The 15,986-nt window shown below is 35.7% G+C and carries 12 protein-coding genes; 1 reads left to right on the top strand and 11 read right to left on the bottom strand.

Annotated elements, in window-relative coordinates; translation table 11 throughout:
- Positions 1-171: 171 nt before the first annotated feature.
- The 7 genes from mbcS to betB all read right to left on the bottom strand — a co-directional run bounded on the left by mbcS (position 172) and on the right by betB (position 8,921).
- On the bottom strand, positions 172-1,758 hold the full coding sequence (mbcS, locus tag JMUB898_RS01725; protein ID WP_037541705.1) for an acyl-CoA synthetase MbcS: 1,587 nt from the start codon (positions 1,756-1,758) through the stop codon (positions 172-174).
- Positions 1,759-1,933: 175 nt separating this feature from the next.
- On the bottom strand, positions 1,934-2,404 hold the full coding sequence (locus JMUB898_RS01720) for an antibiotic biosynthesis monooxygenase family protein (RefSeq protein ID WP_037541706.1): 471 nt from the start codon (positions 2,402-2,404) through the stop codon (positions 1,934-1,936).
- A gap of 35 nt (positions 2,405-2,439) precedes the next feature.
- The gene (locus JMUB898_RS01715; RefSeq protein ID WP_002444476.1) at positions 2,440-2,652 is read right to left on the bottom strand and encodes a sterile alpha motif-like domain-containing protein; all 213 of its coding nucleotides are present in this window, start codon (positions 2,650-2,652) and stop codon (positions 2,440-2,442) included.
- 153 nt (positions 2,653-2,805) lie between these two features.
- Positions 2,806-4,191, bottom strand: coding sequence for an MFS transporter (locus tag JMUB898_RS01710; RefSeq protein WP_002444477.1), 1,386 nt, complete (start codon positions 4,189-4,191; stop codon positions 2,806-2,808).
- Between the two features lie 18 nt (positions 4,192-4,209).
- Complete coding sequence (locus JMUB898_RS01705) at positions 4,210-5,385, bottom strand: M20 family metallopeptidase (protein WP_002444479.1); 1,176 nt, start codon at positions 5,383-5,385, stop codon at positions 4,210-4,212.
- Between the two features lie 175 nt (positions 5,386-5,560).
- Complete coding sequence (betA, locus tag JMUB898_RS01700; RefSeq protein ID WP_002444481.1) at positions 5,561-7,279, bottom strand: choline dehydrogenase; 1,719 nt, start codon at positions 7,277-7,279, stop codon at positions 5,561-5,563.
- Positions 7,280-7,430: 151 nt separating this feature from the next.
- Positions 7,431-8,921, bottom strand: coding sequence for a betaine-aldehyde dehydrogenase (gene betB / locus JMUB898_RS01695; protein WP_002444483.1), 1,491 nt, complete (start codon positions 8,919-8,921; stop codon positions 7,431-7,433).
- Positions 8,922-9,208: 287 nt separating this feature from the next.
- Here betB and cudC point away from each other — a divergent pair, with 287 nt between their 5' ends.
- Positions 9,209-9,769, top strand: a complete 561-nt coding sequence (cudC, locus tag JMUB898_RS01690) for a choline uptake/conversion transcriptional regulator CudC (RefSeq protein WP_002444485.1) — start codon at positions 9,209-9,211, stop codon at positions 9,767-9,769.
- Between the two features lie 71 nt (positions 9,770-9,840).
- Here the strand turns inward: cudC and JMUB898_RS01685 are convergent, their stop codons facing one another.
- The 4 genes from JMUB898_RS01685 to nrdD form a co-directional block, all read right to left on the bottom strand.
- A complete protein-coding gene (locus JMUB898_RS01685) occupies positions 9,841-11,463 on the bottom strand; it encodes a BCCT family transporter (RefSeq protein WP_044466414.1) in 1,623 nt (540 codons plus the stop codon).
- A gap of 376 nt (positions 11,464-11,839) precedes the next feature.
- Complete coding sequence (locus JMUB898_RS01680; RefSeq protein WP_126501888.1) at positions 11,840-13,138, bottom strand: anaerobic C4-dicarboxylate transporter family protein; 1,299 nt, start codon at positions 13,136-13,138, stop codon at positions 11,840-11,842.
- Between the two features lie 405 nt (positions 13,139-13,543).
- Positions 13,544-14,077, bottom strand: a complete 534-nt coding sequence (gene nrdG, locus JMUB898_RS01675; RefSeq protein ID WP_002444494.1) for an anaerobic ribonucleoside-triphosphate reductase activating protein — start codon at positions 14,075-14,077, stop codon at positions 13,544-13,546.
- Positions 14,074-15,924, bottom strand: coding sequence for an anaerobic ribonucleoside-triphosphate reductase (gene nrdD / locus JMUB898_RS01670; protein ID WP_002444496.1), 1,851 nt, complete (start codon positions 15,922-15,924; stop codon positions 14,074-14,076). The genes nrdG and nrdD overlap by 4 nt, the downstream gene beginning before the upstream one ends.
- Positions 15,925-15,986: the final 62 nt, after the last annotated feature.

Genomic DNA, 15,986 nt, shown 5'->3' with positions numbered 1-15,986 from the left:
AATAGATATAAGGTGCACATTGATATAAAAAATGCTCTAAGATAATTCTATTCCTGCACTTCATCTCATAAAGTTAGATTTTTTTGTCCAACTATTGAGGTGTACTTCATAAATAGAAATCATCTTAGAGCTCTATTTTAGGATTGATATGACATCCTAACTTATATTGTTTTAATTTTTGTTATGATACTTTGCAATTTCTGCGTCGCGTAATTCAACACGTCTGATTTTTCCTGAATTTGTCTTAGGTAAGTCGTCAACAAATTCAATCGCTCTTGGATATTTGTATGGCGCAACTTCATTTTTACAGAATGTTTGAAGTTCTTTAATAAGTTCTTCACTACCGTTATAGTCATTTTGTAAAATAACAAATGCTTTAACGATGTTACCTCGAATTTCATGAGGACTTGCGACAACCGCACATTCTTTTACTGCAGGATGATTCGTTAACGCATCTTCAACTTCAAAAGGTCCGATTGTATAACCAGAACTAATAATAATGTCATCACGTCGACCTTCGAACCAGAAATAGCCATCTTCATCTTTATGCGCTAAGTCTCCAGTGACATAATACTCACCGGCTGAAGCTGCTTTCGTACGTTCTTCATCTTTATAATAACCTTTAAATAGTGCAGGTAAGTCTAAAGGTACCGCTATATTTCCCTTTGTATGAGGAGGCACTTCATTACCATCATCATCAATAATAGTGACAAAGCTACCTGGAATACCTTTCCCCATTGAACCAGGACGAGGTTCAGTATCTTTTAAGAAACCAATAAGTAACGTACTTTCAGTCTGACCATATCCATCTCTTACTGTTAAATTAAAGTTTCTTTTAAATTGTTCTACAACTTCACGATTGAGAGGCTCTCCTGCTGATACTGCACTGTGTAAGTGTTCCAAATTATAATCTTGCAAGTTATTCAATTTGGCCATCATACGATACTCAGTTGGCGTACAACAAAGCACATTGATTTGATAATCTTGTAGTAATTCAAGATATGTTTCTGGTTGGAAACGCCCATTATAGACAAACGCTGTTGCCCCTGTACCTAGAATAGATAAGAATGGACTCCACACCCATTTTTGCCAACCCGGAGCGGCTGTTGCCCAAACAAGATCATCTTCTTCAATGCATAACCAATGTTTAGGTGCCATTTGTAAATGTGCATAACCCCATCCATGAGAATGTGTAACAGCTTTAGGGTTCCCTGTAGTTCCTGAAGTATATGATAGAATCGCTAAATCATCACGTGAAGTGTCAGCAGTCTCTAACATATCACTTGCCTCAGCCTTTTCATCATCAATAGAAATCCAGTCTTGCTGATGACCTGAGACAATAAATTTAGTTAATTGTTCGTATTCTTTTACACCTTCGAATTCTTTAGTGAGTGAGTGCATCGCAATAACTGCATCAATCTCACCATGTGTAATTCTGTATTGAAGATCTTTCGTACGTAGCATTTCAGAACTCGGTATAATGGCGATGCCTAATTTTAACGCTGCAATGTATAATTCGTATGTTGCAATGGCACGTGGCATGATGATAAGTACTTTATCGCCCTTTTTAAGCCCATGATTTAAAAAGACATTCCCCACTTTATTCGCATTATGCATAAGTTCTTCATAACTAACTGAGATATTGTCATGTTCATTATCTTTATAAATAATCGCTTTCTTAGAAGTGTTTGAAGCGTATTTTTCTATTTCAGAAATAATATTGTATTTCTCTGGTGCGAGTAAATCTGATTTATTCATAATTTTACTTCCTTTCAATTCACATTCATACTCATACTATCAGAACTTGATATCCTATCAAACGGATACCCCTTGCATTATAATAATTTTCTGAATTTTCGTGATGTTAAAACTTGGTGTACTCATAAAAAATAAGAAGTCCTACCCTTTAAATCGCTAAAGGGTAAGACTTTATTTAAAAGACGTTTTCAAAGTCTATGTGTTCATTTAATTTTTCTAACTCTACTCTTACATTATATGACAAGTCGCGGTTAACAATCTGATGGTCGACACCTTTTGATGTACCACGTTTTTTATGTGTTTCTGCGTATTCTCTAGAATTTTGCCAATCATAAAATGCCTGACGACTTTCCCATAATGTGACGATGATATAATGTCTCCCATATGTTTTAGGTCTAAGAAATCTTAATGCTTTAAAGCCTGGCACATCTTGCAAATGTTTATCTCTTTGTAAGAACTTATCCTCAAACATCTCTTCATGTCCCTCATTCACAAAAAGATGATTAAGCACGCAAAATGTATCATTAGATAGCTGATTAATAGTTTCTAAGACTTCATAATATTGTTTATCATTATTCTTCTCAATCATAAAACAATCATCAGTTTCTTCTATAATATATGTTTTATAAGCGTCATTGATTAACATGTATGATTCCTTCATTTCAATTCAATTTGTAAGTATTAAATTTTGCTTTGTTCGTATAGTGATAGTGACCGTTTAACAACTTCTATGAGTTCGTGATCAAAATTTTTAATTTGATTAAAATAGTGAATAATATTGTCAGCTACTGTCTCTTCTACAGGAAAATGTGCGTCTTGATTAACCCACTCAGCTAATTCACCTAAAGGCGTTTGATCACCAACAAAGTTTTGTATAAATTCATAGAAACTCACACGATCACCTCTTTTTCGTAATATAAATTCATACTATCACGAATTTACAAATAATACATCATACCAAACTATATCATTTAAATTTTATTTGCATTTATAAAAAAGAAAATACCATAAAAAGGTTGTCATTTTTAAAAGAAACAATGGTACTTTCTATAATGATTTTGTCTTTTGGTGAGGAAGTGTTAACCAAACAATAAAATATGCAGTAAACGCCATCATTGTATTAAACCATAGTCCTATCATCGCACCAAGTTTAGGGTCGAATAATGTGGAAAATATGCTATAAATTGCACCTGATATTGCTACACCAAAGGCACCACCTATAGAGGAAGCCATTTTATAGATACCTGAGGCTACGCCTACCTTTTCTTCGGGTGAATTTGAAATAGCTGTATCAGTAGATGGCGTCGCAAATAATCCTAAACCTAATCCAAACAACAAGTAACCGAATATACATGAAACGATATACATTGGAACAGGAAAGAATGTAATCGACATTAAAAAGATTCCAATCGTAGTCGACATTGTGCCAATAAGCATAGGTTTTCTTGGTCCAAATTCTTGTAAGATTTTCTCCCCAACTCTTATCATTGCGAGGACTGCTATCAAATAAGTCACTGATAATAACCCTGTTTCAAAAGAACTTAAGCCTATACCTTGTTGTACAAATGTGTTGGTAACAAGGAGCGTACCAGCTACTGTATTGATTAAAAAATTTGCAAGCGTCGCACTGGTGTAGAATCGATTCTTAAATAATGAAAAATCGATGAGTGGATTGATTTTCCTACTTTCAAAAATGAAAAACAGAATGGCTGAGAGTACAAATGCAACGGCTAACGATACAATCGCTACTGAAAAGAGACCTAATTGTGCAGATTGAGTAATGATAACATTGAGACTGAGCATCATAATAACAAGTAAAATGAGCCCAACAATATCAAATTTTCTTGCCGAAGTATTGTGATTCTTAGATTCTGGTGTCCCTTTAATTAATATTAAGGAAATAACGGAGACCACTATCGAAAAAATAAATATCCATTTCCAACCTAAGAATGTAGCAATGATACCTCCAAATAGTGAGGCAAAACCAGAGCCTCCCCAAGAGCCAATGGACCAATAACTTAATGCTCTTCTACGATGGTTTCCATGATAATACGCTTTAATTAATGATAATGTCGCTGGCATGATTGCTGCAGCAGATAATCCTTGGATGGCCCGACCTACTAATAATAGTGGCGTAAAGTCAGTAATGATAATTAATAAAGAGCCGATAATATTGAGCCAAAGCCCTATCATAGTAAGGCGTACGCGACCAAAATTATCGGCTAAACTACCTGCTCCTACTACAAACATGCCACTAAATAAGGCGGTTAGACTAACCGCGATACTGATTGTACTTAAATAACTTCCGAATGAAGTTTGTAAAGTTGGAATGACATTAATTAGCGAGTTAGCAAACAGCCAAAATGTGATGACTGCAAGGACGATACCCGCTAAAAGTTGTCGTGTCCCATTATATTCTTGTTGCTGATTCATTGATGTTTCATTCTCCTTTTAACTTAAATAATCTAAAACAACAGTACCCACAGCTTCTGCAGCTACAAGCATTGATGATTCACTAATATTAAACTTTGGATGATGATGAGGGTAGATCTCTCCATCTTCTGGCGCTGCACCCGAATAAATAAATGTACTAGGCAGTTCGGCAGCATAAAACGCAAAATCTTCTGATGGTGGTTGCGGTTCACAGATTTCTACACCTTTAATATCTTCTATTTTCGCATTTTTAATCGTTTCTGCAACATATGATGTAAAATCTGGATCATTATATAAGGCTGGATAATCCTTTTTAAATTCAAACTCACACGTCACGCCAAAGGTTTCTTCCAAACCATTAACAAGTCGTGTTAATTCGTCTTGAATGGTGTCCCTCGTAGCATCCGTGAGTGCACGTACGTCTCCTTCTATTTCAATTTGGTCTTTAATGACATTGAATTGGCCTTTACCATCAAAGGAACCGATTGTCACGACGCCTGTTTCAAATGGACTCAGTCGTCTAGAAACTACGGTTTGAGCAGTTGTTACAAAGTTCGCTCCAGCAACAATTGCATCATTTGCCATATGAGGTGATGACCCGTGTCCACCCTTACCTTGTACCACTAATTTAAAATAAGCACGTCCGGTTTGAACAAATCCTTCTCGATAAAAGACTTTCCCTGCTTCCATCGTACTCATTACGTGTGCACCTAACACATGATCCACACCATCAAGCACGCCATCTTTAATCATGCCTTGGGCACCACCTGGTGGCATTTCTTCAGCTGGCTGATGAATAATCACAATTTTACCTTTGAATTGATCCTTCATTTCTATTAATGTTTCTCCAAGTATGAGCATATACGCTGTATGTGCATCATGCCCACATGCATGCATCACACCTTTATTTTTAGAGGCAAATGAAAGTCCGGTTTGTTCTTCAATTGGTAGTGCATCAAAGTCTGCACGTATCGCAAGCGTCTTCCCAGGCTTACCGCTATCAACCGTCACTTTGACACCATTAGGCCCTACATTTGTTTCAACATCACAATCTTTATCTTTGTAGAAGTTTGCAATGTATTGAGGTGTCTCTGTTTCATGAAATGAAAGTTCTGGATGTTCGTGAAGATAACGTCTCATCTCTATCATTTTACTTTCTTTTTCACGTAAACGTTTAATTAATTCTTGATTCATTGAAATCCTCTCCTCAATACAATTATAAAACTTAATTGCGAAAGAATGTTGTGCAGTGTCTTTTTACTATATATTTTAAAAATGTTAAACACAATTATCGTTGGTATCTTTTCCTCATAAAAAAGCACACCTCAATTAATGATAATTGAAGTGTGCGCGCAGTCTTATTTATGAATTAATGTTGATAAAATGGATCGTCTTCCATAGCGCCAGCTTTTTCGTCATGAACACCATGTTTATAATAATCTACATATTGTGGTTCAAGTGGTTGTCTGCCTCGAATAATGTCGGCTGCTTTTTCAGCTAACATTAATACTGGTGCGTGAATATTACCATTTGTTGTACGTGGCATTGCTGAAGCATCTACGACACGTAAGTTTTCCATGCCATGCACTTTCATTGTTAATGGGTCTACAACTGCCATTGGGTCAGAAGAAGGTCCCATTTTCGCACTACAAGATGGGTGTAATGCCGTTTCACCATCTTTACGAACCCAATCTAAAATTTCTTCATCAGTTTGTACTTCAGGTCCTGGTGAAATTTCTCCTCCATTGTATGGATCCATTGCTTTTTGTTTAAGAATATTTCTAGCAACTCGGATTGCTTCTACCCATTCGCGCTCGTCTTCTTTCGTTGATAAGTAGTTAAACACGATGCTTGGCTTTTCAAATGGATCTTTAGATTTAATCTTCAAGCTACCTCTTGAATTTGAATACATTGGACCCACGTGTACTTGGTAACCATGTGCGACAGGGGCTTTCTGACCGTCATAACGTACCGCAATTGGTAAGAAGTGGAACATTAAGTTAGGATAATCTACCTCATCATTTGATCTTACGAATGCACCACCTTCAAAGTGGTTAGACGCTGCCGCACCTTTACGTGCGAAAATCCATTGTAATCCGATGAAAGGCATACGTTTAACATCAAGGCTTGGTTGTAATGATACAGGTTCTTTACATTTATGTTGAATGTAAACTTCCAAGTGGTCTTCAAAGTTTTCACCTACACCTGGTAAATGCATACGTGGTTCAATTCCTTTAGATTTTAGGAATTCTGAGTCACCGATACCAGATAATTGTAGTAATTGAGGTGTATTAAATGCGCCTCCAGATAAAATGACTTCGTTTGCTTTGACTGTTTGTTCTTTACCATTTTTCTTAAATGTTACACCCGTTACTTTTTTACTATTATTCTCGTCAAAGTTTAACTTAGTAACGAAAGCACGTGTCTCAACATCTAAATTTCTACGTCTCATAGCTGGACGTAAATAAGCTCTAGATGCTGACATACGGCGTCCATGGTGGACTTGACTATCAAATGGTCCGAATCCTTCTTGTCTAAAGCCATTCACATCTGGCGTTTTATGATAACCTGCTTCAACACCTGCATTAAAGAATGATTTAAATAAAGGATTTGTTGCTGGTCCACGTTTTAATTTAACTGGTCCATTATGTCCGCGAACTTTATCATATGGTGACGCACCGTATGTAGTTTCTAACTTTTTAAAATAAGGTAAGCAGTGCGCAAAGTCCCATGTTTCCATGCCTTTAGGTTCTGCCCAACCTTCGTAATCCATTGGGTTACCTCTTTGATAAATCATTCCGTTGATTGAACTTGAACCACCAAGTACTTTCCCTCTGGCATGATCGACTTTACGTCCCATATGTGGTTCTTCTTCAGTTTGATATCTCCAATCATAGAATGGGTTACCTGAAGGGAACATAAGCGCTGCTGGCATTTGAATAAATAAATCCCAGAAATAGTCACTACGTCCTGCTTCTAATACTAAAACATTTTTATCTTTATCTTCAGAAAGACGGGCACCTAGTACTGAACCTGCACTACCGCCACCGATAATGATGTAATCATATGAATCGTGTTTTCTTCTCATCGAATTCGACCTCCAAAATTGATTTGTTTTCTTTGTTTCTCAACATCTCTTTCTTAAAAGGTTTCACATATTGAAGTGAGCGCTCTTGTTCGAATTTAGCGCTCACTCGCAATTGTTTTTTATTTTTAATAATAAATTATGAACTTATGACTTATTTACTAAACCAATTAACTGGTTCTGGATTAGTATTCGTTAAGATATGCTTTGTAATTAAGTACTCTTCAAGACCTTCTTTACCAAGTTCTCTACCGATACCTGATTGTTTATAACCACCCCATGGTGCTTGAGCGAAATAAGGATGGAAATCATTAATCCAAACTGTGCCAAGTTTTAATTTATTCGCGACGCGTTGTGCCTTACCCATATCTTTAGAAAATACAGCACCCGCTAAACCATAAATAGAATCATTAGCTAAACGGATTGCTTCTTCTTCGTCTTCAAAGCCTTCCACAGTAACAACTGGACCGAAGACTTCTTCTTGTACAATACGCATTGAAGTATCACAATCAGTGATTACAGTAGGTTCGAAGAATAAACCATCTTGTAAGTCTTCACGCTCTGGACGCTTACCACCGATAGCAATTGTGGCACCTTCTTGTTTTGCAATTTCCATGTAATTTTCAATTTTCTCACGATGTGCAGTTGAAATCACTGGTCCCATTTCAGTATCTTCATCAAAGCCGTTACCTACTTTTATCTTACTTACACGATCGATAAGTGCCTTTTCAAATTGATCTTTAATACTATTGTGAACTAAAATTCTTGATCCTGCGGAGCACACTTGACCTGCGTGGAAATAGCCACCATTTAAAGCTTGGTCTACTGCTAATTCGAAGTCTGCATCATCAAAGATGATATTTGGATTCTTACCGCCAAGTTCTAATGCCACTTCTGTTACGTTATCTGCCGCTTGTTTCATAATATGTTTACCAGTTTCTATACCGCCTGTGAATGATACTAAGTCAACTTCTTTATGACCTGACATCACGTCACCAACTTCAGAGCCAGCACCTAATACTAAGTTAATTGTACCTTTAGGGAAACCAACTTCTTCCATTAGTTCAAATACGCGAATCGTAGTTAAAGGCGTAATTTCACTAGGTTTCATCACTAGAGAGCAACCTGTCGCAAGCGCAGGTGCAATCTTCCAAGATGCTTGTAATAAAGGATAATTCCATGGTGTAATTTGCGTTACAACACCGATTGGCTCTTTGACAACCTTGCTTTCAGAATTTGGAATTGGCGTATTGATGATTTCGCCACCATCTTTATCCGCTAATCCTGCGAAATACATGAACACATTATGAATATCATCCATGTCAGCATATGATTCTTCTAATGTTTTACCTGTATCTAACGTTTCAAGTTTTGCGAGCTCTTCACGATTTTCTTTAATTTTATCTGCAACAGCTCTTACTTTTTTACCTCTAACTTCAGCTGTTTCAAGTGACCATTCGCCCTCTTCAAATGATCTTCTTGCTGCTAGAATAGCTCTTTCAACATCTTCTTTTGTACCTTCAGCTACAGTAAAGATGACTTCTTGATTGTAAGGATTTATGATATCTCTAGTATTTTTATTTGAACTTTCAACCCACTCACCATCAATATATTGGCGATTTGATAATTTATCTACAAGTTCCATCAAAACAACCTCCGTTAAGTTTGTTAAATTTTTATTTAACGAATTTTACAAATTTATGTTAGCATAGGTATTGAAAACGTGTCAATTTCTTAAAAAATATTTGTAAAACGCATGTTATAAAGTCAAAGTAAGTTACAATAACAACTATGACAAAACAAATTAATAAAGTGATTTTCATTTTTGAAAAAAGGTTTTATAATAGTTTGGCATATTTAAAATTTTAAAAATTACGTTATACAGCTTAATTAACGTGGTAAAATGCAATATTAGAAATTGGAGGTGCAGTGATGACACGTTCAAATAGCGACGCGCACCAAGTTGAACAAGCCAAAGATTTAGTGATTAACTCAATTGGTGAAACGATGGATTTATACGGTATCAACCGTAGTGTCGGAAATTTATACGGCATTATGGTATTTGAAGGTAGTATGACTCTAGATGAAATGCGTCAACAACTTCAAATGAGTAAACCAAGTATGAGTTCAGGTGTTAAGAAGCTTCAAGAATTTGATATTGTTAAACAGCAATTCACACGTGGAAGTCGTAAGCAACATTTTATTGCTGAGAAAGATTTCTTTAATTTTTTCCGTAATTTCTTCACTCGAAAATGGGAACGAGAGATTGATACGAATATGGAGGCAATTAAAGATGCTGAAAAGATTATCAATCCACTTTTAAATAAAGATCATTTAGATGAAGCAGACAAAGAAGACGCGTTAAATGTTAAAGCACAATTAGATCATTCAAAAGTTTACTATGAATGGTTAGCACAACTTTGCGAGGCATTAGAAACTGGCGAAATATTTAAATACTTCCCAATTCCTGAACATAAAAATGAAGAAAATTAAGTTACAAAACATTAAAAAGCCAAGAGATTGTGACGTCAAAACGTCACCTTTCTCTTGGCTTTTCTTTATAGTTATAGATTATCGTCTTCTGGTTTTTCTTTCACTTGAACAATTCTAAGCGAACGACGTTCAACCTCTTTCAGTTTATCTGCACGCTTTTCAAGTTTAATCCTATCTCGACCCAGTATAATTAAGAAGGATATCATCATAAAGGCAAAGATAACGATTAATGGAACACTTGCTAAAATTGAAGCAGTTTTCAGTACTTGAAGTGCTCTTTCTCCACCCACTAACATGAGTGAAAATGGTAATAAACATAATGCGAATGCCCAAAATAGGCGATTAGCTCTTAAAGGTTCACCGATAACTTTTTTCTGAGATGCAGCTGCTAAGATGTATGAACCAGAATCAAAAGTAGTTGCTAAGAATAAGAATGCTGAAATTAAGAATAAAATAATTGTAAGTGTTGGGAATGGTAGTTGATGCATTACTTCGATAATCGTCGCTTCAGTACCATGGCTGTTTAAGTAATTAATAACATTAAACTGATCAGTAATTTGTAGGTAAACTGCATAGTTACCAAAGATACCGAAGAATAATACACATCCTAACGTACCATAACAGATTGTACCAAGAACGACTTCTTTCAGGGTACGACCTTTAGATATACGTGCGATGAATAAACCAATAAATGGCGCATATACTAACCACCAAGACCAATAGAAAATTGTCCAATCTTGTGGGAAGTGTGTCTCTTTACGTCCGTGAATGCCTCCAAATGGTTCCATCCATGTCGCCATATGGAAGAAATCTCTTAACATATTACCAAAGCCTGTCACAGTTGTTTCCATAATAAACACTGTTGGCCCTACGATAAATACAAAGGCTAAAAGTACAAATGAAAGCCACACGTTGACGTCACTTAATTTTTGAATACCTTTTTTCAATCCAGTATAAGAACTAATTGCGAAAATAACTGTAATTGTTAAAAGAATGATTGAACGTAAAACCATGTTTGTTCCATCTAAACCAGTTAACTTTTCGACACCTGCTGAAATCATAGGAACACCTAGTGCTAATGATGTAGCGGCACCACCAAGTAAACCGAAGATGAATAAAATATCTACTAATTTACCAACAAATTTATCTGTTTGACCTTTTAAGATAGGTCGACAAGCTTGGCTGATCTTATAGATTGGTTGTTTCTTAACGAATACAAGATAGCCAATAGGTAATGCAGGAAGAACATAAATTGCCCATGCGATAGGGCCCCAATGGAACATACCGTATTGCGTAGCATATTGTAGTGCTTCGTCAGACATTGATTTCGCGCCGTTTGGTGGCACTTGATAATAGAATGCCCACTCTATGACACCCCAATATAAAATATCTGAACCGATACCAGCACAAAATAGCATTGCAGCCCATGTGAAATTATTAAATTCTGGTTTGTCACTTGCCTTCCCTAACGTGACATTACCGTACTTACCAAATGCTATGTATAGAACGAAGCAGAATATTGCAAGCCCCATAAATAAATACACAGAACCAATTGAATTTGAAATGGCACTATTGATGTCTGTGATGATTGTTTCACTTGCTTTTGGAAAGGCCATCATAGGTATAACAGCAAAAAGTAATACGACAACTACACCTATAAAGGTCGGCCAGTCCATAACTTTTTCCTTTTTCAATTGTGATCCCCCTAATATTATTTTATGAATCGTGTTGTTCAATTACGCTCAATTTTTATTGATTCACAAAAAAGACAATAACGAAGTTTTAATAATAATGCAAATTCCATACAAATATTTTTGATGACTTGATTGAATATTTATATAGTTTTAAACATTTTGATGTTTATACAAAATGACTATGACAACAGTGTTAAATTAAAATTTAACAAAATGAACGAACTTTACAGTATGTTCTCTTTGGATTTTTATGCATTTATATTGAATAATTATTTATTTCCAAAAATGTATTTCTTCATCAAAGTATTTCAATTTTTTCAAATAAAAACTACTTCCCCATTTGATTGGAAAAGTAGTTTGAATTTCATCTCAATTTTTAATATCCCAATAATGTTTTAATTAGGAATCCTGTAATGATAGATACAGTAATAACGAAAAATCCTGGTACGATGAAGCTTGTTGGTCTCGTTCGTCCCGTTTCGTCCAGTTCAACAGCAAAAAGTAATGTAGGTTGTGCGGGTATAACAAAGTTAACATTTAATGTTTGGACCATTGCGACAAAGTAAATAGGTGGTATACCTATACTCATTACAATTGGCACCATTATTGAAGCTGTGGCAGTTTGTGAAATGACAATCATTGCAACCACAGATACTAAGATTATGACTAACCAAGGAACCTGACTGACAGTTTGACCAATGTCATTTTTTAATATCTTTAAGTTTTGAGGTGCATTAAAGATTGTAGCCCCTAGCCAACCTGGCCCTAATACTGCAAACAACGCTCCCATCGCTGACTGCGTAATATGTGATGAGAGAATCTCAGACGTATTAATTTTAATTAATAGTAAGTTGATTGCTGCGCTTAAGTACATAAAGAATTGTACAATCTCAGTCATTTCAACTTTCACTGTCTTTCCATTTACATCAAATTCTGGCATCAGATGTGGAAATATACCAAACGTTAAAATTCCCATAACACAAAGTAGAAAGACTAGCACGCCTATTTTTACTTTTCCTGAAAATTCATTCTCAAGTTCAACCTCTGGAATTTGAACTAAACGCTCTGAATCACCACGTACTTTCTCTTTACGTCCGACAAACGTACAGAACACACTCAGTAATAGCATACTAATGATTGCTGTTGGTAATACAATACTCAAATATTTTCCCATTGAGATATGATAACCCGCTAAAACTGAAATAATGTAAGCAGTTGCTGAAGCAGCCGGACTACAAAGTAATGCCAAATTGGCTGTCAATACTGAAGCAGTCAATGCACGTTTAGGTTGAATGTGTGCTTTCTGAGCAGTCTTTGCAATAATCGGTTCTAAAGATAAAGCGATATTCGCTGTTCCGATCCCAAACACGAAAAAGAACACAATCATTGGTGCTATAAAAATAATAGATTTGGGAAAACGTTCAATCACACGTGATGCAATATAAACTAAGTAGTCGATACCGCCTGTAGCTTGAAGTGTCCCACCTGCGATGCCGATAGAAAGAATGATTAAAACTGCTGTAACAGGGGCTGAACCCGGAGGTAATTGAAATACAAATATCATGATCAGCTGTGCGACAATGGCAAAGATACCACAACCAAGCGCACCGGCTGTTCTAAGTCCTAATAGTATCGCTAGAATCATTATGATGATTTCTATGATAAACAATAACATGGAAGGATCTCCTTACTCTTGATGAACGAATTTAGTCATTACCTATATTTTATCATTTAAAGATGTAATAAGTATATATATAACAAGAATATTATTATTCTTCGCTTTAACAACGTTTAATCATTATCACTTTTCATCATTATCGTCATTTCATTTATTTGAAATTTCATGTTAGATATAAAAAAAGGATAGTCTGATACATAATTATCTAAAAATAAAAGCAGTAAGATGATTTCAATAAGGATTCATCTCACTGCTACATTTATATTCAATACTTCGTATTGCTTAGGCTCCCTTGCCGCGGGCATGGCTTGAGCCTGTAGTCTCAAGACGCATGCTATTCCTGCAGGCGTGTCGCCATCAATACTTCGTATATTTTTCAAAATTAGACTTTCACCCGCTTCTTCAAGACACATATTCAATAATGCCGTCATGTTGTAATGAATCATGAACGTTGATGACACGTTGATTTAATGACCCTTTATATGGCAAATTAGGCTTATAAAGTTGGTACATAAAAAGCCCATCTACTAATACATCAGTAAGTTCAAGTAATTCTCGACGTTCATCTGTTTGATGTTTTAAATATTCAAAAAGAAACCCGGTCCATATCCAAATTGTTTTACTGTGTCCGAACCGTTGTCTAAAAGCACGGGCAATGCGTAACGTAATATTTAAGTTACAAAATGGTTCTCCACCTAAAATACTTAATCCAGAAATATAGGAAGGCTCACAATTCTCCAATATTTCCTCTAAAATATCTTCTGAAAATGTTTCACCATATTTAAAATTTTGTGCCTTCTCGTTATAGCATTTTTTACATTGAAAAGGACAACCAGAAACATACACACTACAACGGACGCCTTCACCATCAACAAAACTGTGACTTTCAATTTTCGCGATATGATTCTGTCCAGTTTTAATGTCTAATAGACTCATGAGCGTGGTTCCTTCATATGTTTGACTCTTGCGCAAATTTCTTTCTGACGTCCTTCGATGACAGGTCTTTGAACAGGATTTCCTAAATAGCCACATGTTCGTTTAACCACATCGACAGTTTTAGGGTCGCTATTGCCACAATGTGGACATTTATAACCATTTTCAGTCGTTTCAAAATCCCCGTCATAATCACATTTATAACAATGATCAATTGGTATATTTGTTCCTAAGTATCCAACTTTATCGTATGAATAGTCCCATACTGCTTCTAAAGCTTTGAGATTATGGTTCAATTTAGGATATTCACAATAGTGTATGAAACCTCCACTAGCGTAGTAAGGGTAATCCTTTTCAAAATCTAACTTCTCAAAAGGTGTGACATCTTTACGTACGTCGTAATGGAATGAATTCTGATAGTAACCTTTGTCAGTGATATCAGGTATGTCACCAAAACGTTCTCTATCTAATCGACAGAATCGGTCTGTTAACGACTCACTTGGCGTGCTATAAATACTGAACCAAATATCATATTTCTCTGTCCATTCGTTCTGATAATGTTTCATCTCTCTAAGAATATCTAATGTAAACGTCTTAGCTTCTTGATTACTTTCCCAATCTGGTCCGTAAAACATTGTAGCTGCTTCATATAAGCCTATGTAACCCATTGAAATCGTAGCACGTTGTTGCTTAAATAGTGCGTCTACGTCTTCTGAAGCTTTCAATTTGTATTTAAATGCACCACTTTTGTATAAGATAGGCGCATTATTAGGTATCGCATCTTTTAAACGTTCAATTCTATACACTAACGCATCATGCATGAGTTCCATTCTTTTTTCGAAAATATCCCAAAACATATTCATGTCACCATTAGACTCAATAGCAATTCTTGGAACATTCAATGTAACGACGCCAAGGTTACAGCGTCCATTATTTTCAAAATGACCCTCAGCATCTTTCCAACTAGGTAAGAATGAGCGACAACCCATCGGCGCTTTGAAATCACCTAATAGCTCAATAAGTTTATCGTAATTGAGAATATCAGGGTACATACGTTTCGTAGAACATTCTAGTGCGAGTTGTTTAATGTCATAGTTTGGATCAGTAGGATTAAAGTTAACACCTTTCTTTATTGAAAATACTAGTTTAGGGAAAATGGCAGTCATACGATCTTTACCAAGCCCTTTAATTCGTGTACGTAAAATAGCCTGTTGAATTTTACGGCTTAATTCATCTGTCCCAAGTCCAAATCCTAATGTTACAAACGGTGTTTGACCATTTGAAGTATAAAGTGTATTGATTTCATACTCTAAACTTTCAATCGCGTCTCCAATGTCTTTTGTAACTTGTTTATCTACGTAGGCATCTAATTTATCCGGTTGAACAAATTCTTGAGCTACTTCACGGTGATGTTGTGCGTTAAGTTGAGCATATGTACTTAATAATTCGTCTACACGGTCGACTGTACAGCCACCATACTGACTACTAGACACATTTGCGATGATTTGAACAAGTTGTGCTGAGGCAGTTTGTATTGATTTAGGAGAAGTGACATGTGCGTTGCCTATTTCAAATCCATTTTCCAACATATCTTTCGCATCAATTAAGCAGCAATTCGTTAGTGGTTGAAAAGGATGATAATCTAAATCATGGAAATGTATATCTCCTGACAAATGTGCTTCGGCAACTTGTTTAGGAAGTAAATGTTCGAGTGCATAGGACTTTGATACAGTGCCTGCTGTTAAATCTCTCATTGTTGAGAATGTATTACTATCTTTATTTGCATTTTCATTTAATATAGTAGGATCTTTAGTAATTAATCGAGTTAACGATTGCTCTAATGTCGTCATTTTTATCACCTTTCTCTATATATAGTATCTATTTTTAAAATATAACACTATATATAGTATTA

The sequence above is a fragment of the Staphylococcus caprae genome, from assembly GCF_003966625.1.
GTDB lineage: Bacteria > Bacillota > Bacilli > Staphylococcales > Staphylococcaceae > Staphylococcus > Staphylococcus caprae.
The sequence above is the reverse complement of the archived record's forward strand: the minus strand, read 5'-3'. Positions and strand labels throughout refer to the sequence as shown.

Excerpts from the sequence above, each read along its gene's own strand:
- JMUB898_RS01705 (WP_002444479.1), bottom strand. The coding sequence starts at position 5,385 with ATGAATCAAGAATTAATTAAACGTTTACGTGAAAAAGAAAGTAAAATG.
- nrdG (WP_002444494.1), bottom strand. The coding sequence starts at position 14,077 with ATGAGTCTATTAGACATTAAAACTGGACAGAATCATATCGCGAAAATT.
- betA (WP_002444481.1), bottom strand. The coding sequence starts at position 7,279 with ATGAGAAGAAAACACGATTCATATGATTACATCATTATCGGTGGCGGT.
- betB (WP_002444483.1), bottom strand. The coding sequence starts at position 8,921 with ATGGAACTTGTAGATAAATTATCAAATCGCCAATATATTGATGGTGAG.
- JMUB898_RS01710 (WP_002444477.1), bottom strand. The coding sequence starts at position 4,191 with ATGAATCAGCAACAAGAATATAATGGGACACGACAACTTTTAGCGGGT.
- mbcS (WP_037541705.1), bottom strand. The coding sequence starts at position 1,758 with ATGAATAAATCAGATTTACTCGCACCAGAGAAATACAATATTATTTCT.
- JMUB898_RS01720 (WP_037541706.1), bottom strand. The coding sequence starts at position 2,404 with ATGTTAATCAATGACGCTTATAAAACATATATTATAGAAGAAACTGAT.
- cudC (WP_002444485.1), top strand. The coding sequence starts at position 9,209 with ATGACACGTTCAAATAGCGACGCGCACCAAGTTGAACAAGCCAAAGAT.
- JMUB898_RS01680 (WP_126501888.1), bottom strand. The coding sequence starts at position 13,138 with ATGTTATTGTTTATCATAGAAATCATCATAATGATTCTAGCGATACTA.
- nrdD (WP_002444496.1), bottom strand. The coding sequence starts at position 15,924 with ATGACGACATTAGAGCAATCGTTAACTCGATTAATTACTAAAGATCCT.